Source organism: Nitratidesulfovibrio termitidis HI1 (assembly GCF_000504305.1).
GTDB lineage: Bacteria > Desulfobacterota > Desulfovibrionia > Desulfovibrionales > Desulfovibrionaceae > Cupidesulfovibrio > Cupidesulfovibrio termitidis.
Genome location: NZ_KI632512.1, coordinates 4,099,067 through 4,123,927, shown reverse-complemented (window position 1 = coordinate 4,123,927; position 24,861 = coordinate 4,099,067). Strand labels below are relative to the sequence as shown.

Sequence of the window (24,861 nt, the reverse complement as noted above, 5' to 3'; positions counted from 1 at the left end):
CGGTCGGTTACGTCGTCAAAAAACCTTTTTGCTCCAGTCGAATACCGAAGAGTATACTTCTTCCGCAAAAAGGCTTTTTTCCTCGTCCCCGCCTCGCGCTCCGCACGTTTGCAGTCCCGCTCGATATCGGACTTTGTCCGACCCCGCTTGCCTGAACGGGGGTGCAGGGGGCTTGGCCATCGCTGCTATCGGCAGCCGTAATGTTCGCGCTGTGCGCTCACATAACGGCTGCCGTCCCTGCCCGCAGGAGGCTTGCAGAACATCTCCCCACCCCCAACCGGGCACGGGAGAGCGATATTTCCAGAGGTCGCGCGGCATACTGACGCCGCGCGGCCGCAACCATTCCACGGAGGCGAACCATGGACGAACTGCTGATTCAAGACCCGGAAGTGGGTCGCGCGGTCACTCTTGAAATCGAACGTCAGACCGGCAAGCTCGAACTCATCGCGTCCGAGAACTTCGTCTCCGCTGCCGTCCGCCAGGCCCAGGGCAGCGTGCTGACCCACAAGTACGCCGAAGGCTACCCCGGCAAGCGCTACTACGGCGGCTGCGAATTCGTGGACATCGCGGAAAACCTGGCCATCGACCGGGCCAAGGCCATCTTCGGCTGCGGCTATGCCAACGTGCAGCCCCACTCCGGCAGCCAGGCCAACATGGGCGTGTACTTCGCCTGTCTGAAGCCGGGCGACACCATCCTGGGCATGAACCTTTCGCACGGCGGGCACCTGACCCACGGCAGCCCGGTGAACTTTTCCGGCCGCCTGTACAACGTGGTGTTCTACGGCGTGAAGAAGGAAACCGGCTACATCGACTACGACGAAGTGGCCACCCTTGCCCGCGAGCACAAGCCCGCCCTGATCGTGGCCGGCGCCAGCGCCTATCCGCGCACCATCGACTTCGCCCGCTTCCGCGCCATTGCCGACGAGGTGGGCGCCAAGCTGATGGTGGACATGGCCCACATAGCGGGTCTGGTGGCCACCGGCCTGCATCCCACCCCCATCGGGCAGGCCCACTACACCACCACCACCACCCACAAGACCCTGCGCGGTCCGCGCGGCGGCATGATCCTGTCCGACGAGGACAACGCCAAGACCCTGAACAGCCAGATATTCCCCGGCATTCAGGGCGGCCCGCTGATGCACGTCATCGCGGCCAAGGCGGTGGCCTTCGGCGAGGCGCTGCGCCCCACCTTTGCCGACTACCAGCAGCAGGTGGTGAAGAACGCCGCCAAGCTGGCCGGTTGCCTGACCGCCGCCGGGTACGACCTGGTTTCCGGCGGCACCGACAACCACCTGATGCTCATGGACCTGACGTCCAAGGACATCACCGGCAAGGACGCCGAGCACGCGCTGGACAAGGCGGGCATGACCGCCAACAAGAACACCGTGCCCTTCGAGACCCGCTCGCCCTTCGTGACCTCCGGCGTGCGCCTGGGCACCCCCGCCCTGACCACGCGCGGCATGAAGGAAGCGGAAATGGAAAAGGTGGCCGCGTGGATCGTGGACGCCTTGGCCAACGTGAACAACGAGACCCGCCTTGCGGCCATCAGCCGCGAAGTGGAAGTCTTCGCGCGGCAGTTCCCGCTGTTCGCCTGGTAGGCCAGCCACTCCGACGCTGTTGATGGCCTGACGACACCGGGGCGGACAACCGCCCCGGTGTTTGCCACGGCTCTCTTCCCGTTTTTATCCGGGCACTGCGCTCCCATCGCTCTTCCAAACGGCGGGACCGCAGTGCGAGGTGTCGGCACAAGAGAGATTTTTGATCCCTGCCGAGGAAGCACGCCTTTGCATGACGGAGTGCGTCAGCCGTTATGCGAGTCAACGAGCATTACGGATGACGACCGCATCGCGCCCTCTTGCCGTACGTGACGGCATGGAAAAGGCGGGCTGACGCTGGCAGGGGCCAAAAGGCACCTTGTGGCGACACCGTGTATACCTTAGCCGCAGAGGTACCCATGTCCACGCTGTCCCGCCTCCCCTGGCCCCAGTACTTCATGGAGATCACTTACCTCGTGGCCGAGCGTTCCACCTGCACCCGGCGCAAGGTGGGGGCCATTGCGGTGAAGGACAAGCGCATCCTGGCCACGGGCTACAACGGTGCGCCTTCGGGCGTGGCCCATTGCCTGGACGTGGGTTGCCTGCGTGCCCAACTTGGCGTGCCCTCCGGCCAGCGCCACGAAATCTGCCGGGGGCTGCACGCGGAACAGAACGTCATCGTGCAGGCCGCCATCCACGGCATTTCGCTGGCCGGTTCGGAAATATACTGCACCACCCAGCCCTGCCTCATCTGCACCAAGATGCTCATCAACTGCGGCGTCACGGCCATCCGTTACGCGGAATCATACCCCGACCAACTGGCCGAGGACATGCTGCGCGAATCGGGCGTGCACTACGAGGTACTGCCCTTTACCCCGCGCACGGGCGGCGCGTGCCTGCCGCCGGATGCTCCGGCTCCCGGTCAGGGCGGTGGGTGCGGGGGCGGCTGCGCCTGCGGGGGCAGGTAGCCTCCATGACCGCGCCGCATCCCTTCGAATTTTTCATGCACGAGGCCATCGCCCTTGCCCGGCAAGGCCGCTGGCGCGCCGCGCCCAACCCCACAGTGGGTGCTGTGCTGGTGCGCGACGGGCAGGTGGTGGCGCGCGGTTATCACACGGCGTGCGGCATGCCCCACGCCGAGGTGGAATGCCTGCGCGACGCGGCAGCCAATGGCGTGGACCCGGCAGGCTGCACCCTGGTGGTCACGCTGGAGCCCTGCAACCACCACGGCAAGACGCCCCCCTGTTCGCAGGCGGTGCTGGATGCGGGCATCCGCCATGTGGTGGTTGGCATGGCCGACCCCAACCCGGTTGCCCGGGGCGGCGCGGAATTTCTGCGCCAGCATGGCGTACAGGTGGATATGGGCGAGTGCGGAATGGGCGTGTGCGTGCAGGACTGCCGCGACCTGGTGGCCGACTTCGTCACCTGGAAAAAGACGGACCTGCCTTACGTCATCCTGAAGCTGGCCAGCACGCTGGACGGGCGCATTGCCACCCGCGCGGGCCATTCGCAGTGGATAAGTTGCGCGGCCTCGCGCCGCAGGGTGCACGCCATCCGCGCTGGTGTGGGCCATGCCGGCGGCGCGGTGCTGGTGGGCGGCGGCACCCTGTTCGCCGACAACCCGTTGCTGACCGCCCGCTGCGGTGATTTTTCGGATTCCCCCTCCTCCGCCACCGCCGGGGGGAATTGTTCCGCCGACGCCCCGCGCCGCCAGCCGCTGGCCGTGGCCGTCACCTCGCGCATGGACGAAGTGGCCGCGCGTGTTGGCGACCTTGTCCTGCTGCAACAGCGGGCGGCGGACACCGTTTTCTGGACCACCGAGGCTGCGGCGGCATCCCCGGCTGCCGACACGGTGCGCGCCACGGGCGCTCGGGTCTGGGGCCTGCCTGCTGCCAATGCCGTCAATGACGGAGGCGGCGCAGGCGCTGCGGGGTTGGACCTGCGCGCGGGTCTGGCCCGGTTGCGTGCCGAGGCCGGTTGCCTGTACGTGCTGTGCGAGGGCGGCGGGCAGTTGGGCCTGGCCCTGCTGGAAACCGGACTGATGCATGAATTCGAGTTGCACCTGGCCCCCAAGGTGCTGGGCGACAACGCGGCGCGGCCCCTGTTCGATGGTCGCGCGCCCCTGCGCATGGACGACGCGCTGGGCCTGCGCGTGGCCGCCACCGCGTCAAGCGGGGATGACCTTATCATCACGCTGCGCCCCAAAGCGTAGCGAGACGTTCCAGACAACGGCGGCACGCCGCCTCGGAGAGTGTTCATGTTCACCGGCATCATTCAGGGACAGGGCGGCATCGTGGCCGTGGAGGGCGCGGGCAAGGAAACCCGCCTGCGCATCCGGCCCCTGTTCGTGCTGCCCGACATAGTTGTGGGCGAATCCATCGCGGCCAACGGCGTGTGCCTGACCGTGGAAACCCACGGCGGCAGCCGTGACGCGGCATGGTACACCTGCTACGCATCAGCTGAAACCATGCGTCTGACCACCCTGGGCGACCTCAAGACCGGCGACAGGGTGAACCTGGAACGCGCCCTGGCCATGGGCGACCGCCTGGGCGGGCACATGGTGGCGGGCCACGTGGACTGCGTGGCCACCGTGGCCGAGGTGCGCGAAGAAGGCGAATCTCGCCGCTACCGACTGAAGTTTCCGCAGGAATTCGGCCCCCAGGTCATACCCAAGGGCTCCGTGGCTCTTGACGGGGTGAGCCTGACGGTTAATCATTGCGGCCCGGATTTTCTGGAGGTCAACGTCATCCCCGAAACGCAGCGGGTCACCACCATCGCAGGGTGGAAGCCCGGAGTCCGCGTAAACATGGAGACGGACCTCATCGGCAAGTACGTGCAGCGCATGCTTTCGGCATGGCAGGGCGGCGCATCCGCCACCGGCCCTGTCGGCTCCGGCCAAGTCGCCTCCGGCTCCGGCGGGGGCGGCGCGCTGACCGTTGAATTCCTGAAGGAACACGGCTTCTAGGCGTTTTCGCAGAACGCCGGGGCCGGGTCTTCACGCATGTCCAGAACGCCGCACCCGCACGGGGCGGCGCCGCATATCCAGAGGTAGCCATGCCCATTTGCAAGACCGAGGAAGCCATCGAGGAAATCCGCAAGGGTAAGATGATCATCCTCGTGGACGACGAAGACCGCGAGAACGAAGGCGACCTGACCATCGCCGCCCAGCATGTCACCCCCGAAATCATCAACTTCATGGCCACGCACGGGCGCGGCCTGATCTGCCTGGCCCTTGAACCGGCGCAGGTGGACAAGCTGCAACTGCCCATGATGACCCGCCGCAACGGCTCGAAGTTCGGCACCAACTTCACGGTGTCCATCGAGGCGCGCAAGGGCGTGACCACGGGCATCTCCGCCGCCGACCGCGCAACGACCATCCTGGCCGCCGTGGCCGACGAGGCCCAGCCTGAAGATCTGGTGACCCCCGGCCACATCTTTCCGTTGCGGGCCCAGAAGGGCGGCGTCATGGTGCGCGCCGGGCAGACCGAAGGCAGCGTCGATCTTTCGAAGCTGGCCGGGTTGAAGGGCGCGGCGGTGATCTGCGAGATCATGCGCGACGACGGCGAAATGGCCCGCATGCCCGACCTGATCGAGTTTGCGAAAAAGCACGACATGAAGATCGCCACCATCCGCGATCTCATCCGCTACCGCATGCAGTCGGGCCTGCTGTCCGTGAAGCGCGTGGCCGAAGCGCAGATGCCCACCAAGTACGGTGAATTCCGCGTCATCGCCTACGAGAACGAACTGCACGACGAAACCCACCTGGCCCTCGTCAAGGGCGACATCACCCCCGGCGAGCCGGTGCTGGTGCGCGTGCACAGCGAATGCCTGACCGGCGACGTGCTGGGTTCCATGCGCTGTGACTGCGGCGGCCAGTTGGCGGCGGCCATGTGCCAGATCGCGGGCGAAGGCAAGGGTGTGCTGCTGTACATGCGTCAGGAAGGGCGCGGCATCGGCCTTGCCAACAAGATCCGCGCCTACGCGCTGCAGGACCAGGGCTACGACACCGTGGAAGCCAACCACAAGCTGGGCTTCAAGGCAGACCTGCGCGACTACGGCATCGGCGCGCAGATTCTGGTGGACCTTGGGGTGCGCAAGATGCGCATGATGACCAACAACCCCAAGAAGATCATCGGCCTTGAAGGCTACGGCATCGATGTGGTGGAACGGGTGCCCGTGGAACTGGAATCCTGCTCCTTCAACGAGGCGTACCTGCGCACCAAGAAGGAAAAAATGGGCCATCTGCTGGAACTGAAGCACACCGACGCACCCAGCGAAATCTAAGCGACACGCAACCGCCCCGCCCGCGCCCGGCTTGCCCGGCGCGGGCGGAGGCCGGTCCCATATCACGCCCCGGCGCGCCGCCGGAAAAGGAGACCCCCAATGCTGCACGTCAAGACCATCGAGGGCCAGTTCGACGCCAAGGGCCTGAAATTCGCCATCATCGCCACCCGTTTCAACGACTTCATCGTGGACCGCCTGGTGGGCGGCGCGGTGGACTACCTGGCCCGCCACGGTTGCGAGCGCGAGGACATGACCATCGTCCGCATTCCCGGCGCGTTCGAAATGCCCGTCGTGGCCCAGAAGCTGGCCAAGAGCGGGCGCTACCACGGCATCATCGCCCTGGGCGCGGTCATTCGCGGGGCCACCCCCCATTTCGACTTCGTGGCCGGTGAAGCCACCAAGGGCCTGGCCCACATTTCGCTCGATTCCGGCGTGCCCGTGGGCTTTGGCCTGCTGACCACCGACTCCATCGAGCAGGCCATCGAACGCGCGGGCACCAAGGCAGGCAACAAGGGCGTTGAAGCCGCCGCCGCCGTGCTGGAAACCGTGCGCGTGATGGAGCAGCTGTAACCCCATGGCCAACCAGGGCAAAAAACCCACCCGGCGCAGCGAGCGCGCGCTGGCCTTCCAAGTGCTGTACGGGCTCAGTTTTACCCCGGCCACCAGCGAAGGTGCGTTGCGCGCGGCGTATGCCGCCTCGCCCGATGTGGCAGACCGCACCGCCGAGGACGAAAAGGCCGAACGGCACAACCCCGCCACCGCCCCGCAGGGCTACGCATGGGAAGTCATCCACGGCGTGTGGAAGACCCAGGCCGAACTGGACGAGGCGGTATCCGGCTTTTCGCAGAACTGGCGCGTGGAGCGCATGGGCCGCGTGGAACTGACGCTGCTGCGCATCGCCGTGTACGAAATGCTGTTCCGCGACGACGTGCCCGCCAAGGTGGCCATGAACGAGGCCATCGAGCTTTCCAAGCAGTTCGGCGACGACAACTCGCGCGGTTTCATCAACGGCATTCTCGACGCGGTGGCCCGCGCGGTGGAGTCGGGCCGACTATCGCCCAAGGGGCAGTAAGCCCCAGTGCTGGCGGGGGAGTTCGGCGGCGCTTAACCGCCCGGAATCACCCCGCGAATGCGCAATTGGCACTTGAAGGCGCGCGTCCGAAAGGCTACGGTCTGACGGGCTCGCGCCCTCGGTCTTCGCCGGGGGGCACGCCTTCCCGACCAGATACCAGACCCGACACCCGCCCCCTCCGGCACCGGAACAGGCCCGGTCACCAACGGCAGGACAGGCGCGGGGCATCCCACAAGGACCATCGCGGCATGAAACCCGAACGCGGCACGAAATACGACCACCAGTCCATCGAAATCAAATGGCAGCGCACCTGGGAAGAAAGCGGCGCCTTCCACTGCGACCATCATTCCGACAAGCCCAAGTACTACGTGCTCGAGATGTTCCCCTACCCTTCGGGCAACATCCACATGGGGCACGTGCGCAACTACTCCATCGGCGACGTGGTGGCGCGCTTCAAGCGCATGCAGGGCTTCAACGTGCTGCACCCCATGGGCTGGGACGCCTTCGGGCTGCCGGCGGAAAACGCCGCCATCAAGCACGGCACGCATCCCGCCAAGTGGACCTTTTCCAACATCGACAACATGCGCACCCAGTTGCGCCGCCTTGGCTATTCGTACGACTGGCGGCGCGAGCTGGCCACCTGCACGCCAGAATACTACCGCTGGGAACAGCAATTCTTCCTGCGCTTCTTCGAGAAGGGCCTGGTGTACCGCAAGCAGGCCCCGCAGAACTGGTGCCCCAACTGCCACACCGTGCTCGCCAACGAGCAGGTCATCGAAGGGCTGTGCTGGCGCTGCGATTCCGCCGTGGAGCAGAAGAACCTGACCCAGTGGTTCCTGCGCATCACCGACTACGCGGAAGAACTGCTGGCCGACCTCGACAAGCTGGAAGCGGGCTGGCCCGAGCGCGTGGTGAGCATGCAGCGCAACTGGATCGGCAAGTCCATCGGCGCGGAAATCGTGTTCCCGCTGGAGGGCCCCGGCGGATCGGGCAATGACGGCTCCATCACCGTGTTCACCACCCGGCAGGACACCGTGTTCGGCGCCACCTTCATGAGCCTTGCGCCGGAACACCCGCTGGTGGAACAGCTCATTGACGGAAAGCCCGAAGCCCCGGCGGTACGCGCCTTCGTGGAACGCATCCGCAACATGGACCGCATCGTGCGCCAGTCGGACGACCTGGAGAAGGAAGGCGTGTTTACTGGCGCATATTGTGTGAACCCCTTCACCGGGCGCCGCATGCCCATCTGGGTGGCCAACTTCGTGCTGGCCGAATACGGCACCGGCGCGGTCATGGCCGTGCCCGCGCACGACCAGCGCGACTTCGAATTCGCCCGCAAGTACGATCTGCCCATGCAGGTGGTCATCCAGCCGGAAGGCGACGCGCTGGACACCGCCGCCATGCAGTCCGCCTGGACCGAAGCGGGCCTGCTGGTCAATTCCGGCGACTTCGACGGCCTGCCCAACGATGCCGCCAAGCAGAAGATCGCCGATTCGCTGGAAGCCTCCGGCAAGGGCCGCCGCACCGTCAACTACCGCCTGCGCGACTGGAACATCTCGCGCCAGCGGTACTGGGGCGCGCCCATTCCCGTGGTGTACTGCGATGCCTGCGGCGTGGTGGCCGAAAAGGACGAGAACCTGCCCGTGCTGCTGCCGCTGGAAGTGCGCACCCACGAGGACGGCCGCTCGCCCCTGCCCGACACCCCCGAATTCGCGGACTGCGCCTGCCCCAAGTGCGGCGGCAAGGCCCGCCGCGAGACCGACACCATGGACACCTTCGTGGAGTCCTCGTGGTATTTCGCGCGCTACACCAGCGCCAGCAAGAACGACGGCGCGTTCGACCCCGCCGCGCTGAAGTACTGGATGCCCGTGGACCAGTACATCGGCGGCGTGGAGCACGCCATCCTGCACCTGCTGTATTCGCGCTTCTTCGTGAAGGCCCTGCGCGACTGCGGCTACATGGACCTGGACGAACCCTTCGCCAACCTGCTCACCCAGGGCATGGTGCTGAAGGAAGGGGCCAAGATGTCCAAGTCCAAGGGCAACGTGGTGGACCCCACCGAAATGATCGCCCGCTACGGGGCGGACACGGTGCGCCTGTTCTGCCTGTTTGCCGCGCCGCCGGAACGCGACTTCGACTGGAGCGATTCGGGCATCGAAGGTTCCTACCGCTTCATCGGGCGCATCTGGCGCCTGGCCGAGGAACTTTCCGGCGTGCTCCTGCCGGTGAAGGCCTGCTCGGCCACTGCGGCGGACGCCGCAACGCCCCAGGCCAAGGATCTGCGCAACAAGGAACACGCCACGGTGCGCAAGGCCGGGGCGGACATCAGCGACAGGTTCCAGTTCAACACGGCCATCGCGGCGGTGATGGAACTGGTCAACGCGCTGTACCTGGCCAAGGACGAACTGTCCGGCGACGAGGCCGGGCGGCGGATGCTGTCCAGCGCCGTGGCCACCGTGCTCACGCTGCTCTCGCCCATCACCCCGCACATCGCCGAGGAACTGTGGGCCAGCATCGGCAACACCGGGCGCGTCACCGACGAGCCGTGGCCGCAATGGAGCGAGGAAGCCCTGGCTCGTGACGAGGAAACCATCGTGGTCCAGATCAACGGCAAGCTGCGCGGCCGCGTCAGCGTGCCCGCAGGGGCGGACGCCAAGGCCATAGAGACCGCCGCCCTGTCGGAACCCAACGTGGCCCGCCATCTGGAGGATGTCACCGTGCGCAAGGTCGTCGTCATTCCCGGCAAGCTCGTCAACGTGGTGGTCAGCTAGCCATGGCCGCCGCGTCCCTCAGGAACCTTGGCCCCAATGTGGGCCGCAACGGCGGATTCCTGTCCCGCATGACGCGGCGCATGCTGTGCGTGCTCCCGGTCGTGGCCCTGCTGGCCGCCCTGACAGCCCTGTCTGCACTGTCCGGCTGCGCGGGGTACAACCTGACCAGCGAGGAAACCGGCATTTTCGGCGACGGGCACAAGACGCTCAAGATCAAGAGCGTGGACAACCCCACCATGTACTCGTGGCTGCCGTACCTGCTGCGTTCCGCCCTGCGCGACGAGGTGGCCGCGCGCAGCCTAGCGGTATGGAAGGACGACGGCCGCGCCGACTACGAGATCAAGCTGCGGGTGCACTACTTCCGCCTGCGCGGCGACGTGCGCGACTCCGACGACAGGACGCAGTTGTACACCGCCTCCATGGCCGCCGAGGCCACGGTGTACGACGGCGCCACCAACGCCGTGGTCTGGAGTTCGGGACTCGTCGGTTATTACGACTCGTACGACACCTACAACGAGCGCGACGCCGCCGAAAAGGTGGGCATCGAACTGGTGCGGCGGCTGGTGGACAGGATGCGCCAGCGCTTCTAGACCACAGGCCAAGGCCCGGATATAACGGCCCGAGGGGAGGCGTTCCCTTCGGGCCTTCTTGTTGCCGCCCCGCAACCTTACGGTGACTGCATGACCCGACCCGGCTTCACCATCTGCATCTGCCCCGACGCCCGCCTGACCCGCGACCGCATCGACGCGCTGCTGGCCGCGCATCCGCCTGCGGCTGGTAACGATTCCGCGACGTCCGCCGGATTGGGGGGGCTGGTTCCCTCCGCGTCCGCGACCTGGGACCGCCAGGCCTTCTGGGGCGACGAGCCACTGCCCCCCGCCTTCTGGGAGCACCTGACGCTTCAGGGGCTGTTCGCCACGCCGCACGCCCTGGTGGTGCGCAACGCCCAGAACCTGCCTGCGGAAACGTGGAAACGCATCTCTGCCGCGCTGGCCAAGCCCAATCCGCTGGCGTGGCCGTTCCTGTGCCTGGAGGTCCCCTTCGACAAGGGCCAGCCCAAGGTGCCCGCCCACATTGCCAGGCTGCGCTGTCTGGACTTTGCGGAAAAACAGAAGTGGATATGGCGCTCGCCCGGCCTGGACGAGCGCGGCGTGGCCACCTTCGTGCGCCAGCATGCCGCATCGCGCGCCATCCGTTTTGCCCCCGGTGCGCTGGAGGCTGTCTGCGCCGCCCTGCCGCCGGACGCCACCGCCATCGCCACCGAACTGGAAAAGCTCTCGCTTGCCGCGGGCGACGGGGAGGTTACCGCCGCCATGGCCGCGCTGGTGGACCACGCGGCGGACATCGACATCTTTGCCTTCATGCGCGCGCTGCAAGCGGGCAACGCCCCCATGACCGTATGGCGTCAGGTGCTGCGCGACCGCCTGGGCGGCGATTCCATGCTGTTTCCCTTTCTGGGCATGCTGCTGCGCGAAACGCGTATCCTGTGGCAGTTGCTGGCGGGCGAACCGGTGCGCCTGCCCCCCTCGGTATTGCCGCCCAAGCAGCAACTGGCCCGGCAGTTGGGGCACGCCGGGCTGGCCCGGATATGGGATCTGGCGCTGGAGGCGGAACTGGGCATCAAGAGCGGCGAACGCTCGCCCGAGCAGGCCATGGAAGTGCTGGTGGCCGGGCTGTTCACCCTGTTCGCTCGCAGCCGCCGTGCCGCCACCGGTACCGGCCAGTCCGGCGGCGGGCATGCTGGAGCAGGTCAGGCTGGCAGGCCCCGTCCCCCGGCATACGCGCCGGGCGGGCAGAGGAACTGAGGGATGGCAACCGTCCTGCCCCAATCCGTGCGGGCTGCCGTTGCCACCTGTGGCGCCCACCCGACCCACCATACCCTGCATGCCGCGCCCAATCGCCACATACCCGGCCATGCGGTCGGCCATGCGGTCCACGCCCCAACAGCCATGGGCACCCCCCGTACAACGGGCTTGCACGCCCCGCACGACTGCTTATTATGACCACTGGTCCCCACTACCACGGCCACCGCGAGCGGGTGCGGGCCAGGCTGCGCAACGACCCCGCCGCCCTGCCCGACTATGAGGTGCTGGAACTGCTGTTGGGCCACGTGCTGCTGCGCCGCGACACCAAGCCCCTGGCCAAGGAACTGCTGCAACGCTTCGGCAGCCTGCGCGGCGTGCTGGACGCCCGCCCCTCGGAACTGCTGGGGGTGAAGGGCTTTGGCCCGGCCATGCTGGATTTCTGGGCCCTGCTGCGCGAGGTGATGGCCCGCTACGTGGAAACCCCGGCCCGCGAGCGCGAAGTGCTGGGCAGCCCGCAGGCGGTGGCGGAAATGGCCCGGATGCGCCTTGCCGCCTCTCCCCACGAAGAGGTCTGGGTGGCCCTGCTGGACACCCAGAACCGCCTGATGGCGTGGGAGCGTGCCTCGCGCGGCACGGTGAACGCATCCGCCGTGTACCCGCGCGAAATCCTGGAACTGGCCCTGCGGCACAAGGCGGCATCGATCATCCTGGTGCACAACCACCCCGGCGGCAACCCGTCGCCGTCGGCGGGAGACATCGAAATCACCCGGCAACTGGAACTTTCGGCCAAGGCCATCGGCATGCGCCTGCTGGACCACGTCATCGTCACCGACGACGCCTGTTACAGCCTCAAGGACGACGGCCTGATCTGACGGAAGACTGGACTGGCCATGCCCGATCAGGCGGCAGCCGTCCCCAGGGCATGACGTCCCCCGCAGCACACACCCCGGCACGCAAACGCCGGACAAAACCGGGAGCACACGCCCATGACTCGCAGCCGATTCAGGGTCACCGGCCGGGTGCAGGGAGTGGGATTTCGCTCGTGGACCGGGCGCACCGCCCGCGCCCTGGGACTGGCCGGGTGGGTGCGCAACCTGCCCGACGGCAGTGTGGAACTGGAGGCCCAAGGGTCGGACGAGCGCATGGACGCCCTGCGCGAGGCCCTGTGGAAAGGCCCCATGTTCGCCAAGGTTACCGAGGTGGAAGAACAAGCCCTGAACGAGATCATAGTGAACGCGCAACCTTCCGATGCGCCGGACACGCACAACGGGCAGGACGCCCCCCGGCACGATTTTCATATCCGATCCTGACACGCGAGGAGCACCCCGCATGACCGACGACATATACGACGACGGCACCCCCGACGAATCCGGCCCCACTACCGGCAAGCCCAACAAGCAGCAGGATTCCGCGTCGGCCACTCCTGCGCCCGACGCCGCGTCCGGCACGCCTCCCGACGCCAAGCCCGATGCAACGCCTGCCCCCACCAACGGCGTCACCGTCATCGACGTCCAGCCCGACGATCAGGATGCCCCAGCCGTGGTCGCACAGGGCAAGGCTGAACAGGGCGAGACGGTACGGGGCAAGGCCACAGGCAGGGAGGCCGCCGTGTCCACGCCGTCCCGCGCCGGTGACGATGCCCGCGCGCATGACTTCGACGGTCTGGACGACGCCGAGAGCGGCAATCCGGACGCCACCGAATCTCCGGATGCCCCCGACGGACCGGAACTGCCCGTACTGCCCGACGAGTTGCCCGTGCTGCCCGTACGCGACGTGGTGGTGTTCAACTACATGATCCTGCCCCTGTTCGTGGGCCGCGAAAAGTCGGTGCAGGCCGTGGACGCCGCCCTCAACGGCAGCCGCTACCTGATGATCTGCACCCAGCGCGACGAATCGGTGGACGACCCCGCGCCGGAAGACCTGCACCCCACCGGCACGGTGGTGATGATCATGCGCATGCTGAAGATGCCCGACAACCGGCTGAAGGTGCTGGTGCAGGGCATCAGCCGCGCCCGTGTGGAATCCTTCGGCGTGGGCGACGGCTATCTTACCGCCCGCGTGGAAACCCTGCCCGAGCCGGAACTGGGCCCGCCCACCGTGGAGCAGGAAGCCATGATGCGCGCCGCCCGCGAGCAGAGCGAAAAGATCCTCTCGCTGCGCGGCATCGCCACCTCGGACATCATGGCCGTGCTCAATTCCGTGGATGATCCGGGCCGCCTTGCCGACCTCATCGCCGCCAACCTGCGCATGAAGGTTGCCGACGCGCAGGCCATCCTGGAATGCACCGACCCTGACGCCCGGCTGCGCCTGGTCAACGAGCAACTGGTCAAGGAAGTGGAAGTGGCGTCCATGCAGGCCAAGATCCAGAGCATGGCGCGAGAGGGCATGGACAAGGCCCAGAAGGACTACTTCCTGCGCGAGCAGATGAAGGCCATCCGCCGCGAACTGGGTGAATCTGGCAACGAGGACGAGGAACTGGAAGACCTCACCCGCGCCCTGGAGCGCTCCGGGTTGCCGCGTGACGTCCGCAAGGAAGCGGACAAGCAGTTGCGCCGTCTGGCCTCCATGCACCCCGATTCTTCCGAGGCCACCGTGGTGCGCACCTATCTGGAATGGCTTGCGGAACTGCCGTGGGCCAAACTTTCGCGCGACCGGCTGGACATCAACAAGGCCAAGGTGATTCTGGACGAGGACCACCTGGGCCTTGCCAAGGTCAAGGACCGCATTCTTGAATACCTCAGCGTGCGCAAGCTGAACCCCAAGTCCAAGGGGCCCATCCTGTGCTTTGCCGGGCCTCCCGGCGTGGGCAAGACCTCGCTGGGCCGGTCCATCGCCCGCGCCATGGGCCGCAAGTTCCAGCGCATCTCACTGGGCGGCATGCGCGACGAGGCGGAAATACGCGGCCACCGGCGCACCTACATCGGGGCCATGCCGGGACGCATCGTGCAGAGCCTGAAGCAACTGGGCACGCGCAACCCCGTGCTGATGCTGGATGAAATCGACAAGATCGGCTCCGATTTCCGGGGCGATCCGTCATCCGCACTGCTGGAGGTGCTGGACCCGGAGCAGAACTTCTCGTTCAGCGATCATTACCTGAACGTGCCCTTCGACCTGTCCAAGGTCATGTTCATCTGCACCGCCAACCAGCTGGACACCATTCCCCCGCCCCTGCGTGACCGCATGGAGGTCATCTCCATTCCCGGCTACACCATGCAGGAAAAGCTGGCCATCGCCCGCCGCTACCTGCTGCCGCGCCAGGCCAGGGAAAACGGCCTGTCCCCGCGCGAGGTGACCGTGCCCGACGCGCTCATCGAGCGCATCATCACCGGCTACACCCGCGAGGCCGGGTTGCGGAACCTGGAGCGTGAAATCGGCTCGCTGTGCCGCAAGGTGGCCCGCCGCAAGGCCGAGGGCGAAAAAGGTCCCTTCCGGGTCACCCCCCGCATGCTGGAAAAGCTGCTGGGCGCGCCCCGCTTCATCGATGAGGAAAAGGAAGCCGAACTGCTGCCCGGCGTGGCCCTGGGCCTGGCCTGGACCCCCTACGGAGGCGAGGTGCTGCACGTGGAAGTCACCCCCATGAAGGGCAAGGGCGGCGTGACCATGACCGGCCAGCTCGGCGACGTGATGAAGGAAAGCGCGCAGGCCGCCATTTCCTATGCGCGCAGCCGCGCCGAACGGCTGGGCATCGAACCCGACTTCTCGGAAAAGCTGGACCTGCACATCCACGTGCCCGCAGGCGCCACCCCCAAGGATGGCCCCTCCGCCGGGGTGACCATGGTCACCGCGCTGCTTTCCGCCATCACCGGCAAGCCCGTGCGCAGCGACCTGTGCATGACCGGCGAGATCACCCTGCGTGGCCGCGTGCTGCCCGTGGGTGGCATCAAGGAAAAGATACTGGCCGGGGTGGCGCGCGGCATGCAGCACGTCATCATCCCCCGCCAGAACGTCAAGGACCTGGAAGACATCCCCGCAGACCTGCTGCACCGCATCCAGGTCCACCCCGTGGCCCACATCGACGACCTGCTGCCGCTGGCGTTTCCGAAAAGCGAATAAGGGAAGAACGAACCGGGGAGGGGACCCTTTGCGCGTTGCGGTCCTCATCCGTAAGGCTCGCAAGCTCGCCTAACGGCTGAGGCAAAGGGGCTCCCGCCCTATCGCCGCTACAGTTCGGTGGCTCTATCACCCACCTTTTCACTAAACCAAGAAAGAGGGCCGGAGAATTTCCGGCCCTCTTTCGTACCATCCCCCCAATTGAAAAGTTTGGGGGGATGGGGGTTCGGGGGAAGGGACCCTTTCCAAAGGGTCCCTTCCCCCGATCAAACCTTCTCCAAACACCACTTCTTCGTAAAAATCCCCCCTACCCCGCCGACAGCGGCAGGGGGCAGTGGCGTTCCAGCACCTTGACGGTGCGTTCGAAGGGCAGCGGGCGGGAGTACAGGAAGCCCTGGCCGTACAGGCAGCCCAGTTCCAGCAGCACTTCGGCCTGTTCGGGCCGTTCGATGCCTTCGGCCACCACGCCGAGGCCGAGGCCCCGGCCCAGGCTGACGATGGACTGCACGATGCCGTAGGCGGCCTTTTCCTCGTGCACGCGACTGGTGAACGACTTGTCGATCTTGATCATGTCCATGGGGAACTGGCGCAGGTAGTTCAGCGAGGAATAGCCCGTGCCGAAGTCGTCGAGCACCAGCGAGACGCCCAGTTCCTTGAACTTCCACAATTTGTCGGTGACGGCGTCCACGCCGGTCAGCAGCAGGCTTTCGGTGATTTCCAGCCGTATGTCCAGCGGGTTGCAGCCAGATTCCAGGATCACGGCGGAATAGCTTTCCACCATGTTCCAGCGGCGGAAGCTGCGGGCGGAAATGTTCAGGTTCAGGGCGAATTCCGCCGCGGGTCCGGCCCGCTCGCGCAGGGCGCGCACGGAGGCGCACCCCAGTTCCAGCACGTGCCGGTCCAGGTGGTAGATCAGCCCCGATTCCTCGGCCAGGGGGATGAACTCCGACGGCGTCAGCAGGCCAATATCCGGGTGGTTCCAGCGTACCAGCGCCTCCAGCCCGGTGATGCGCGCGGTGCGCAGCGAAACAACAGGCTGGAAATACAGTTCTATCTCGCCGCGTTCCATGGCCCGGCGCAGTTCGTTTTCGCGGCGCAGCTTGTCCGGGGCGGCGGGGACCACCTCTTCGTCGAACAGTTCATAACGGCCCTTGCCCGATTCCTTGGCGCGGAACATGGCAAGGTCCGCGTCGCGCAGGATGTCCTCTGCGGATGCGTACTGCCGGGCGCGCACCACCACGCCGATGCTGGCGGCCATGTACACCTCGGTGTCGTGCACCGGAAACGGCGTGCGCAGGGCGTCCTGGATGCGCTCGACGATGGTGCCCACCTCGGCGGTGTCCTCCACGTCGTCCAGCAGCACGGCGAATTCGTCGCCGCCGCAGCGGGCCAGGGTGTCCACCTCGCGCAGGCAGGGCAGCACCCGGTCCGAGAACAGGCGCAGCAGTTCGTCGCCCGCGCGATGGCCCAGGCTTTCGTTGACCACCTTGAAGCGGTCGATGTCCAGGAACAGCACGGCAAAGCGGTAATGATCATGCCGCCGGGCACGCTTGAGGGCGCTTTCCACGCGGTCCAGCAGCAGCACCCGGTTGGGCAGGCCGGTGAGCACGTCGTGGAAGGCGGTCTGGGTCATGCGCTCCTCGTCGCGGGTGGCCGGGTCGCGCCCGGCGCGGCCATTGCCGCCCTCCAGCGGGGTGACCTGCAACAACGCGCACGGGGGGTGGCCCGCCTCGCCGGGCAGGATGCGCAGGCTCTGCTGCATCCAGCGCTTTTCACCGTCGGCCCGCAGGAACGGCCACGAGGTCTCCACCATGGTTCCGGCGGCCTCGCCCATGCCCGCCGCCGCGCGGATGGCCGACACCGAAAGCCACAGCCCGCCGAACTCGCGCAGGGCCTGTCCGGCCACGTCCGGGGGCAGCAGGTCGCGCAGTTCCGTGCCTGCCAGCACGCCGTCGGGATAGCCAAAGGCGGCCTCGAAGGCCCGGTTGACCGCCAGCAGCCTGCCCCCGGCATCCAGCAGGGCCATGCCCGCCACGGCGTCCCTGAACGAGGCACGGTAACGCACTTCGTCCAGCGCGCGGCGGCCCAGGTCGCGCCGCGCGGCCAGCGCATCGGCCACGTGGCCGGACACCAGTTCCAGCAGGCGGCGGTCCTCCGCCGAAAAACCCGGCCTGGCCCGCGCGGGCACGGGACGCGGCAAGGGCTGCGTGCCCACCGGTTCGCTGCGTCCGGCCCGCTCTGCCTGACCGGACCGTTCTGCCTGATCAAGCTGCGCACCGGGTCCGACCCGCTCGGCATCTTCCTCGCCCGCCACCTGGCCCACGATGGCCCCCAGCACCTCGCCGGTGCGGGTGCGCAACGGCACGCCCAGCCAGTGGGCGGGCACGGGATCGGGCAGCAGGCATTCGCCAAGTTCGGCCAGTTCGCGCAGTTCGTCGGCGTCCACACGCACGGTCTCGCCGCGCAGGTACACCCGCGCCGCAAGGTCGCAGGGGGGTGCGGCATCCCTGCACCCTGCCGCCTCGGCGGACGAATACACGGTGCGGCTGCCGTCGCCAGGGTAGACCACCAGTTCCGGCGGCTCGCCCGGCAGCAGCGAACGGAAGATGCGCGTGAAGGCCGCGCCCAGGCTGTCGGGATCGGCCTCGTGCAGGGTGGCGTGGGCGATGAGATGCAAGGCGGCGCGGTAGCGGTCGGGCCGTGCGGTGCCAGGCGTCTGCGCGCCGTCGGTGGCGGACCAGCCCACGGGAAAGGGCACGTCGTCGAAGCGGCGCCGGGCCAGTACCTCGGGCCGGTCGCCGCCCCTTTCGGAACGATCCGCGCGGGTTGGGCGTTCCAACGGGCGCACCAGGTGCACCACGTGCAGCGGCAGGCCCAGGGCGTCATGCACCGCATACAGGGTGACCGAGGCCAGCATGGTGCCGCCGTCGCCGCGCAAGAAACGCTTGCGCACGCTGCCGCCTTCGTCCTGGCCGGAGGCCACGCGCAGGAACAGGGCCAGCACGTCGGCAGTGCCTTCCAGCCCCACCATGCGGGCGCAGAACAGCGAGGGAATGCCTTCCGGCCCGCAGCCCAGCAGGTCGGCCATGCGGCCATTCATGTACAGCAACTGGCCCGCCGGGTCGAACACGCACACGCCGATGCCTGCCGCGCCGAACTGCGCGGCAAGATCACCATGGGGCCAAAATCTGCCGGAGGAGGGCTGGTCAGGTGCGCACGATGCCAGTTCTGCGCCGGACGGGGAATCCTGCGTGGTGGGGGCGGTGGCGGCCGTGGTGGCCGTGGTGGAAGTCGCGGCTGAGGGCCCGAGTGCTGGCGATGCTCCCGGCTCTTCCTGCTCTGGGCACGATGCTGGCGTGCCCAGAATGGCGGCCAGGTCCGGCAGCCCGGCGAACAGGCCGTCGTCCGCAACGCCAATGGCGGGCGGCAGCGGCGACCGTGACGGCAGGGGGGCCTGATGCGCCTGATCCGCCTGGGACGCATCCGGCAGAACAGAACGCCGGGGCGCGTCTGGGTTCACCCTGGTCTCGGCCATGGCGGAATTCTCCGGATCGGCATGCGATTCGGCGGCGCCGGACACGGTGTGTACACCGGAAGGTTCGCGCAACACGTCTCCCCCTGCGGGCCAAGGCCCGGCTCATCGACGGTTTGCGGTACAGGGCGGGCGTAACGGCGGGCCGTGCTCCGCGCCATGCGCAACGCACGGTCATGCGGCGGCGAACGCCCCGCGGGCAATGGCAACGGGCATGGCGGGTTCCGCCCCGTCCACGGCATTGTCCCCTCGCCGCGGGCGGACGGCGCCCCACTCAGTCCATCGCCTACCGGCAACCCGGAAAAATGGCAAGAAGGCCACGCGCGTACGAAATCCGCGTGTTTCCGGACCGGGGCGCTCGCGTGGCCGTCGCTATTCGCCGCCCTTTCCTTCCGGGGGCATGGTTGCGGTGTCCCCGCCACCTTCCGCCACGGGTTCCGGCCCCGGACAATCCACCGGGGCCGCCGCCCTGGGGGCCAGGATGTCGCGATATTCCTCGCCGTACAGGGTCAGCATGACCATGGTGAAACTGAGAATGAGCGGGCCGTAAATGATGCCCGCCATGCCAAAGGTCTTCAGCCCGCCCAGGATGGACAGGAAAATGTAGAACACCGAGGCCCCGGAACTGCCGCGCATGAAGTACGGCCGCAGGAAGGAGTCTGCCCCGGCCACCACCAGCGAGCACCACAGCACCAGAAACACCGCGCCCTTCCACTGCCCCATCAGCAGCAGATAGACGGACGCCGGTCCCCATACCAGCCCCGTGCCCACCACCGGCACCAGCGAGGCGAACCCCATCACCGTGCCCCAGAACAGGCCGGGCATGCCCACGATGGCCATGCCAAGGCCCCCCAGCACGCCCTGCACCACCGCCACCAGCAGCCCGCCCACCAGCACGGCGCGGGCCACGCGGCGCAGGCTCTGGATGATCATGTCCTCCTGTTCCTCGCGCAGGGGGCACAGGTACTTCACCCCTTCCACCATGCGCCTGCCGTCCTTCAGCATGAAGAACATCACCAGCAGCAGCAGCAGGAAATGCAGGAAGAACAGCATGGTATTGCCCAGCACGTACGAACCCCACTGGATCAACGTCTGCCCCGCCGTGCGGGACATCTGCAACAGGCTGGTCTGGAAGTCGATGTGGCTCAGGTCGATGAACGGCAGATTCACCCGCACCCACTCCAGCCACGGCTCCAGGTTCGATTCCGACAGCAGTGCAGCCGGTCCGCCGCCGCTCAGCCACTTGTTGATGGCCGTCACCGTCTGCATGCCCTGGGGAATCAGCAGGGCCACGAACACGCACAACGGAATGACGATGCATACCACCAGCCCCGTCAGCACCAGCAACGCCGCAATGATGGAACTGCCGCGCACCAGCGGCTTGCAGCGCAGGTACAGCGGATAGCAGATGGCGGAGAACACCGCCCCCAGGATGAGGGTGCGCAGGAAGGATTCCACCAGTTGGTAGGCCAGCCACAAGGCTAGCAACAGCAACAGGAAGAGAAAGTACGAAAACAGGTTGCGCGAGGCGGCAGCGCGATTTCCCTTGGCCGGGGTGGTATTCATGGATGGATGCCCGTTGGTGGAAGGATGCATGCGGTGCAATGGGCGCCGCGCACCGGACGAGGTGGAAGGATACGCCCAGGCGGCTCGCCCCGTGGTGCAGGGTCAGGGATATGAACGTGGTCCGGATTCGGACCGGGACCAGAGCCGGGACCGGAGCCGGAGCCGGGACCAGAGCCGGGGCCGGAGTCCGGACCGTGGTCGGGCCGGGGAACCGAAGGGCCGGGTCCGACGTCTACATGGCGCCTGCGGGCTTGCCCGCCAATCCGCAATACCCCTCGTCGCCTTCGCCGTTGCGCTGGGGGTGCTTGAAGCGCCACATCATGCACTGGGCCCCGACGCAAAAACGCATCTTGTCGTCGCTGGTCTTCAGAAAGGGACAGTAGCGAAACTTGGCTTCGTTCTGCGGCATGAGCATGGCTGCCTCCCTTGTCCCCCTGCGGGCACGGCCCGCGCGTTCTGTCACGTTCTGCCCGTGCCCCGTACGGCAGAACGGGCAGGCAGGATTGGGGGACTGGTCAGGATGATACGCAAGACAGGTGCGGAATGCATCCGTTTTCGTGGGCGCCCCTGTGGAAAGCGCGCCACCTGCCGATAGGAGGGATACGGGGCGACTCATACCCCCGGAAAGGAGGTGCGCCATGCGGATAGACCAGTTGACCGGTGGCGCGGAGGGCATCCTGAACGTGCTGGAGCAGACCCGCCAGATGCAACAGGGCGGGCAGCAGCTTGCGACCGTTCAGGCAGACGCCCTTCCCCGGCAGGAACGCCGGGACGCCGGACAGACGGAGACCGAGTCTCCCGTGGCCGTGCGCGGCCTTGGGGAGCACGTGGACGTCACCGTCTGACGCGCGGGCGCCAATGGGCACCGGGGTGCGCCGTGACGGAACGGTTCCGTTGCGGCGCACCCGACCTTTTGCGGGGAGACAGCAAGACCGCGACGGACGCGGATGTCCAGGTGGTGTCACACGAGCAGGAATTTTGTTCTCTGCCAAGGAAGAACAGTTTTTTATGGAGGGAGTGTACTCTTCTCGTACTCGACCGGAATAAAAAACTGTTCTGACCGCTCTGCGCTCGATGCCCGTAAGGCTCGCAAGCTCGCCCAACGGGCACGCTTCGCGCCCTTCGGGTCGGCTAGGCAGAGGGCAAAAGAACGCTCGTGACGACACCACCTAGGAGAGCAGGCGCATCAGGTCGTCGAGCCCCGTGGCCGGGTCGAACGCCCCCAGGTCGTGCCCGTCTGGAGCTTTGGGGGCCATGCCCTCTTCCGCCGGGTCCAGCGCGGCGGGGCGGCCCAGCACGGCCAGACACAACCGGTCCATCAGGCGAACCTTGCGGCGCGCCTCCGCCGCATCCAGGGCCGGGGCGTGCACCCCTTGCAGCATCAGGATTTCCATGTTCAGGCGGCCCAGCCGCTCGGTGAACTCGTCCGCCTCGCGCGCGGCGCGGGACAGGCGTTCTCGCCGGGCTGAAAGGGCCGCATACGCGCTCCTGCCGGGCGGCAGGTCGTGCAGCAGGTCCAGCCACAGGGCCAGCGTCTCGACGTAGCCGGGGTCGGACGGGGGCATGCGCCGGATGAACCGCAGCACCAGATCGGCACGTGTTTCACGGGCTGGTCCGGGAAAACCGTCGCTGGAATCGGTACACGGGGCGGGCGCGGTTGCCGCCAGGTCGAACCGGGCGTCGCGCAGGGCCAGGCGCACCGCCAGTCCCTGTTGTTCCGGCAGGTGCTCTGCCACGGCGACGGCCAAGGGAGCGGGAATCACCCGGTCCAGCCGCAGACGGCGCACCAGCAGGGCCATGGTCCAGCGAGGCACGGGCAGGGTGAATCGGACGGAGCCGGGCATGCTGACGACACCGGGCGCACAAAACGCAGGGGGCGCAGGGGGCGCAGGGGCCGCAAGGGCGGTATGCGGCGGGGTGGTCAGGTCTCCGGGGGTGTCGAGGAGGTCCGGAACATGCACTACGGCGATGGCGTCCGGTGGCAGCAAGGCCAGCACCGCGTCCATGAGGCTGCCAGAACGCAGGCCGGGGACGGATGCGTCGTGCGCCTCTTCGCTGGCATGCAGCGACAGCACCCTCTCCACGGACAGGCGCAAGGCGGTGTCCGGGTACAGCAGGTATTCCAGCGCGCCTTCAGCGGCAGCGTCGGCTGTATCTAAGGTATCTTGGGTAGCTGGGGTACCTGGGGTATCGGGGGTGTCGGGGGTATCCCGAGAAACGGAAGAGGCCTGTCCTTCCGGTCCGGCCCCCAGCAATGGGGCCAGCCGCGCGGCAACATCCGTTGCAGGCAGGCCCGCAAGTCCCGACGCGCCCAGTTGGGCCTCCAGAAACGTGCGGGCCGGAGCGTCCAGATGCACCCCGCCGACCAGCCAGCAGAGGATGGCATCGGCAATGCGCCGGGCACGCGGGTCCGGTGTTCCCTCGCTTACGACGGAAACGACGGAGCCAGGGACCGAGGCCGTTATCGCAACCGAACCGGCGACATCCGGCATGGCAGGCGGCGTGGCAGGCGGCACGGCATCCGGCCCTGTCGCCCCGATCACGTCCACGGCATGCATCACGCGGGCCGGGCCAGCCGGACAGACCGGAGGATCGGAAACGGGCGCGGCAGCACAGGCGGCAAGGCGCGCACCCCGCTCCCCGCCGTGCGGAGCCGCGACACCGGCGTGCCAGCCTGGTCGATCAGGCCGGTTTAATCGGACGGGCCGGTCTGATCGGACGGACCGGTCGGGCATCAGGCCTTTTCGGCGGCCTTCACCTCGTTCCACAGCGCGTCCTTTTCTTCAAAGGGAAGGTTGGGAAAGTCCAGCCCGCGTTCGCGCGCCAGAGCCTCCATGCCCTCGAAGCGGCGCAGGAACTTCAGCGTGGCGTAGTCCAGCGCGGCGTTGGCCTTGATGCCCTTGCGGCGGCCAAGTTCCACGATGGTGAACAGAAAGTCGCCCAGTTCCTGCTCCTGGCGTTCCTTGTCGCCGCTGGCCGAGGCATCCAGCCATTCCAGCCACTCGGCTTCCACCTGCTGCTCCACGTCCTCGTCGCTCTCCCAGGTGAAGTCCACGCGGGCGGCCTTGGAATGCAGGCGGTACGCCTTGACCAGCGGGGGCAGCCCCTTGGGCAGGCTGGCGAACACGCCCCCAGGGGCATCGCCGGGCGAGCCTTCGGCGGAGGCGGCCTGGGCGTCGTCGGCGGCGCCATCCTCGGCCATGGCCGCCGCCTTTTCCTCGCGCTTGATGCGCTCCCAGTTGCGCAGCAGTTCTTCGCGGCTGGCGCATTCGCCTTCGGCGAACACGTGCGGATGGCGGCGGATCATTTTGGCGGCGTTGCCTTCCACGGCATCGTCCAGGGTGAACGACCCCTTGTCGGCGTACAGACGCCCGATGAACGCCAGCAGGAACATCACGTCGCCCAGTTCCTCGCGCACGTCGTGCACCTTGCCCGAGCGGATGGCCTCCACCAGTTCGAAGCATTCCTCGATGACATAGTCGGCCAGCGATTCCGGGGTCTGTTCACGATCCCACGGGCAGCCTTCGGGGGCCAGCAGGCGGTCGATGACGTCGGTAATGGCCTGAAGGCTCTGGGGAGAGGTCGGGGACGTGGGTTCGGTGCTCATGGTCTGCGATCCGTCGGATACCCGGGACGCCGGGCGTTGGAGGTGGGGTGGGGTGGGGAGGCGTAAATTCGGGTCGGCGTTCGCCGCCTGTCAAAACAATTGTTGCGGCAGGAACGTTTTCACGTAGCCGGTAATCATCGAAAGGTACGGAATCACGCGAGAATCGCGCACGAATGAGGCTTCGGGCAAAAAGTGCAGCAACACGGCCAGCAGAATGGAACAGATCAGCAGCCCCTTGGCCGCGCCCATGACCCCGCCCGCCATGTGGTCGAGCCAGCCCGCGAAGGTGATGACCAGCAGTTTGCGGATGATGCGCGCCACTATGGCCACCACCAGCAGCACGCTCAGAAACACGCTCACGTAGGCGATGACGTTGACCCAGCCCGGGTCGCCCACCACCTTGGCCACGTGGGGCGCGGCATCGCCATGGTGGCGGTTGGCCAGGATGAACCCGCCGATGACGCCCACCAGGCCCGCCACCTCTTCCACGAAGCCGCGAAACAGGCCGCGCAGCACGAACAGCCCGACAATGATCAGGAACGCTGCGTCCAGCATGTTGAAATTCATTCGGTTTCCTTGGGACGAAGAAAAAATGGAGGCCGCGCCCGACAACCAGACTGGGCAGGCCGGAGTACACCG

20 protein-coding genes are annotated in these 24,861 nt (G+C 67.1%); 14 read left to right on the top strand and 6 right to left on the bottom strand.

What is annotated here, in order from left to right; genetic code table 11:
* Positions 1-359: 359 nt before the first annotated feature.
* The 13 genes from glyA to lon all read left to right on the top strand — a co-directional run bounded on the left by glyA (position 360) and on the right by lon (position 15,520).
* On the top strand, positions 360-1,598 hold the full coding sequence (gene glyA / locus DESTE_RS16485) for a serine hydroxymethyltransferase (protein WP_035068984.1): 1,239 nt from the start codon (positions 360-362) through the stop codon (positions 1,596-1,598).
* Positions 1,599-1,963: 365 nt separating this feature from the next.
* Entirely contained in the window at positions 1,964-2,503 is a 540-nt protein-coding gene (locus DESTE_RS16480) for a deoxycytidylate deaminase (RefSeq protein WP_245590922.1), read from the top strand.
* 5 nt (positions 2,504-2,508) lie between these two features.
* The gene (gene ribD / locus DESTE_RS16475) at positions 2,509-3,747 is read left to right on the top strand and encodes a bifunctional diaminohydroxyphosphoribosylaminopyrimidine deaminase/5-amino-6-(5-phosphoribosylamino)uracil reductase RibD (RefSeq protein WP_035070771.1); all 1,239 of its coding nucleotides are present in this window, start codon (positions 2,509-2,511) and stop codon (positions 3,745-3,747) included.
* A 45-nt stretch (positions 3,748-3,792) separates the two neighbouring features.
* Positions 3,793-4,500 carry a riboflavin synthase gene (locus DESTE_RS16470; protein ID WP_035068981.1) on the top strand — a complete coding sequence of 236 codons (708 nt, stop codon included), beginning with the start codon at positions 3,793-3,795 and terminating at the stop codon, positions 4,498-4,500.
* A gap of 89 nt (positions 4,501-4,589) precedes the next feature.
* On the top strand, positions 4,590-5,819 hold the full coding sequence (locus DESTE_RS16465) for a bifunctional 3,4-dihydroxy-2-butanone-4-phosphate synthase/GTP cyclohydrolase II (protein ID WP_035068978.1): 1,230 nt from the start codon (positions 4,590-4,592) through the stop codon (positions 5,817-5,819).
* 99 nt (positions 5,820-5,918) lie between these two features.
* Positions 5,919-6,389 (top strand): 6,7-dimethyl-8-ribityllumazine synthase, encoded by a 471-nt coding sequence (gene ribH, locus DESTE_RS16460; RefSeq protein ID WP_035068975.1) that lies wholly within the window; start codon positions 5,919-5,921, stop codon positions 6,387-6,389.
* Positions 6,390-6,393: 4 nt separating this feature from the next.
* On the top strand, positions 6,394-6,891 hold the full coding sequence (gene nusB / locus DESTE_RS16455) for a transcription antitermination factor NusB (RefSeq protein ID WP_035068973.1): 498 nt from the start codon (positions 6,394-6,396) through the stop codon (positions 6,889-6,891).
* Positions 6,892-7,139: 248 nt separating this feature from the next.
* On the top strand, positions 7,140-9,662 hold the full coding sequence (gene leuS / locus DESTE_RS16450) for a leucine--tRNA ligase (RefSeq protein ID WP_035068969.1): 2,523 nt from the start codon (positions 7,140-7,142) through the stop codon (positions 9,660-9,662).
* A gap of 2 nt (positions 9,663-9,664) precedes the next feature.
* Complete coding sequence (gene lptE, locus DESTE_RS16445) at positions 9,665-10,252, top strand: LPS assembly lipoprotein LptE (RefSeq protein ID WP_084559509.1); 588 nt, start codon at positions 9,665-9,667, stop codon at positions 10,250-10,252.
* A 90-nt stretch (positions 10,253-10,342) separates the two neighbouring features.
* Positions 10,343-11,467: a DNA polymerase III subunit delta gene (locus DESTE_RS16440; RefSeq protein ID WP_035068966.1), complete on the top strand. Its 1,125-nt coding sequence runs from the start codon at positions 10,343-10,345 to the stop codon at positions 11,465-11,467.
* A 194-nt stretch (positions 11,468-11,661) separates the two neighbouring features.
* Entirely contained in the window at positions 11,662-12,339 is a 678-nt protein-coding gene (gene radC, locus DESTE_RS16435; RefSeq protein WP_035068964.1) for a RadC family protein, read from the top strand.
* A gap of 114 nt (positions 12,340-12,453) precedes the next feature.
* Positions 12,454-12,777: an acylphosphatase gene (locus DESTE_RS16430; RefSeq protein ID WP_035068961.1), complete on the top strand. Its 324-nt coding sequence runs from the start codon at positions 12,454-12,456 to the stop codon at positions 12,775-12,777.
* A 19-nt stretch (positions 12,778-12,796) separates the two neighbouring features.
* Positions 12,797-15,520, top strand: coding sequence for an endopeptidase La (gene lon / locus DESTE_RS16425; protein ID WP_035068958.1), 2,724 nt, complete (start codon positions 12,797-12,799; stop codon positions 15,518-15,520).
* Positions 15,521-15,824: 304 nt separating this feature from the next.
* Here lon and DESTE_RS16420 read toward each other — a convergent pair whose 3' ends face one another.
* From DESTE_RS16420 to DESTE_RS16410, 3 genes are all read right to left on the bottom strand, one after another.
* Positions 15,825-19,127 carry a sensor domain-containing protein gene (locus DESTE_RS16420; RefSeq protein WP_035068956.1) on the bottom strand — a complete coding sequence of 1,101 codons (3,303 nt, stop codon included), beginning with the start codon at positions 19,125-19,127 and terminating at the stop codon, positions 15,825-15,827.
* Positions 19,128-19,421: 294 nt separating this feature from the next.
* Positions 19,422-20,615 carry an AI-2E family transporter gene (locus DESTE_RS16415; RefSeq protein WP_035070763.1) on the bottom strand — a complete coding sequence of 398 codons (1,194 nt, stop codon included), beginning with the start codon at positions 20,613-20,615 and terminating at the stop codon, positions 19,422-19,424.
* A gap of 232 nt (positions 20,616-20,847) precedes the next feature.
* Positions 20,848-21,030: a hypothetical protein gene (locus DESTE_RS16410; protein WP_035068953.1), complete on the bottom strand. Its 183-nt coding sequence runs from the start codon at positions 21,028-21,030 to the stop codon at positions 20,848-20,850.
* A 223-nt stretch (positions 21,031-21,253) separates the two neighbouring features.
* Between DESTE_RS16410 and DESTE_RS16405 the strand changes: the two genes are divergently transcribed.
* Complete coding sequence (locus DESTE_RS16405; protein ID WP_035068950.1) at positions 21,254-21,460, top strand: hypothetical protein; 207 nt, start codon at positions 21,254-21,256, stop codon at positions 21,458-21,460.
* A gap of 324 nt (positions 21,461-21,784) precedes the next feature.
* Here the strand turns inward: DESTE_RS16405 and DESTE_RS16400 are convergent, their stop codons facing one another.
* The 3 genes from DESTE_RS16400 to DESTE_RS16390 all read right to left on the bottom strand — a co-directional run bounded on the left by DESTE_RS16400 (position 21,785) and on the right by DESTE_RS16390 (position 24,789).
* Positions 21,785-23,173, bottom strand: coding sequence for a hypothetical protein (locus tag DESTE_RS16400; protein WP_245590886.1), 1,389 nt, complete (start codon positions 23,171-23,173; stop codon positions 21,785-21,787).
* Between the two features lie 176 nt (positions 23,174-23,349).
* Positions 23,350-24,222 carry a nucleoside triphosphate pyrophosphohydrolase gene (gene mazG, locus DESTE_RS16395; protein ID WP_035068947.1) on the bottom strand — a complete coding sequence of 291 codons (873 nt, stop codon included), beginning with the start codon at positions 24,220-24,222 and terminating at the stop codon, positions 23,350-23,352.
* Between the two features lie 90 nt (positions 24,223-24,312).
* Positions 24,313-24,789 carry a CvpA family protein gene (locus DESTE_RS16390; RefSeq protein WP_035068944.1) on the bottom strand — a complete coding sequence of 159 codons (477 nt, stop codon included), beginning with the start codon at positions 24,787-24,789 and terminating at the stop codon, positions 24,313-24,315.
* Between the last annotated feature and the right edge of the window lie 72 nt (positions 24,790-24,861).

Bases quoted from the DNA above. Each gene is read 5' to 3' on its own strand.
- glyA (WP_035068984.1), top strand. From the start codon at position 360: ATGGACGAACTGCTGATTCAAGACCCGGAAGTGGGTCGCGCGGTCACT.
- ribD (WP_035070771.1), top strand. From the start codon at position 2,509: ATGACCGCGCCGCATCCCTTCGAATTTTTCATGCACGAGGCCATCGCC.
- DESTE_RS16470 (WP_035068981.1), top strand. From the start codon at position 3,793: ATGTTCACCGGCATCATTCAGGGACAGGGCGGCATCGTGGCCGTGGAG.
- DESTE_RS16465 (WP_035068978.1), top strand. From the start codon at position 4,590: ATGCCCATTTGCAAGACCGAGGAAGCCATCGAGGAAATCCGCAAGGGT.
- ribH (WP_035068975.1), top strand. From the start codon at position 5,919: ATGCTGCACGTCAAGACCATCGAGGGCCAGTTCGACGCCAAGGGCCTG.
- nusB (WP_035068973.1), top strand. From the start codon at position 6,394: ATGGCCAACCAGGGCAAAAAACCCACCCGGCGCAGCGAGCGCGCGCTG.
- leuS (WP_035068969.1), top strand. From the start codon at position 7,140: ATGAAACCCGAACGCGGCACGAAATACGACCACCAGTCCATCGAAATC.
- lptE (WP_084559509.1), top strand. From the start codon at position 9,665: ATGGCCGCCGCGTCCCTCAGGAACCTTGGCCCCAATGTGGGCCGCAAC.
- DESTE_RS16440 (WP_035068966.1), top strand. From the start codon at position 10,343: ATGACCCGACCCGGCTTCACCATCTGCATCTGCCCCGACGCCCGCCTG.
- radC (WP_035068964.1), top strand. From the start codon at position 11,662: ATGACCACTGGTCCCCACTACCACGGCCACCGCGAGCGGGTGCGGGCC.
- DESTE_RS16430 (WP_035068961.1), top strand. From the start codon at position 12,454: ATGACTCGCAGCCGATTCAGGGTCACCGGCCGGGTGCAGGGAGTGGGA.
- lon (WP_035068958.1), top strand. From the start codon at position 12,797: ATGACCGACGACATATACGACGACGGCACCCCCGACGAATCCGGCCCC.
- DESTE_RS16415 (WP_035070763.1), bottom strand. From the start codon at position 20,615: ATGAATACCACCCCGGCCAAGGGAAATCGCGCTGCCGCCTCGCGCAAC.
- DESTE_RS16410 (WP_035068953.1), bottom strand. From the start codon at position 21,030: ATGCTCATGCCGCAGAACGAAGCCAAGTTTCGCTACTGTCCCTTTCTG.
- DESTE_RS16405 (WP_035068950.1), top strand. From the start codon at position 21,254: ATGCGGATAGACCAGTTGACCGGTGGCGCGGAGGGCATCCTGAACGTG.
- DESTE_RS16400 (WP_245590886.1), bottom strand. From the start codon at position 23,173: ATGCATGCCGTGGACGTGATCGGGGCGACAGGGCCGGATGCCGTGCCG.
- mazG (WP_035068947.1), bottom strand. From the start codon at position 24,222: ATGAGCACCGAACCCACGTCCCCGACCTCTCCCCAGAGCCTTCAGGCC.
- DESTE_RS16390 (WP_035068944.1), bottom strand. From the start codon at position 24,789: ATGAATTTCAACATGCTGGACGCAGCGTTCCTGATCATTGTCGGGCTG.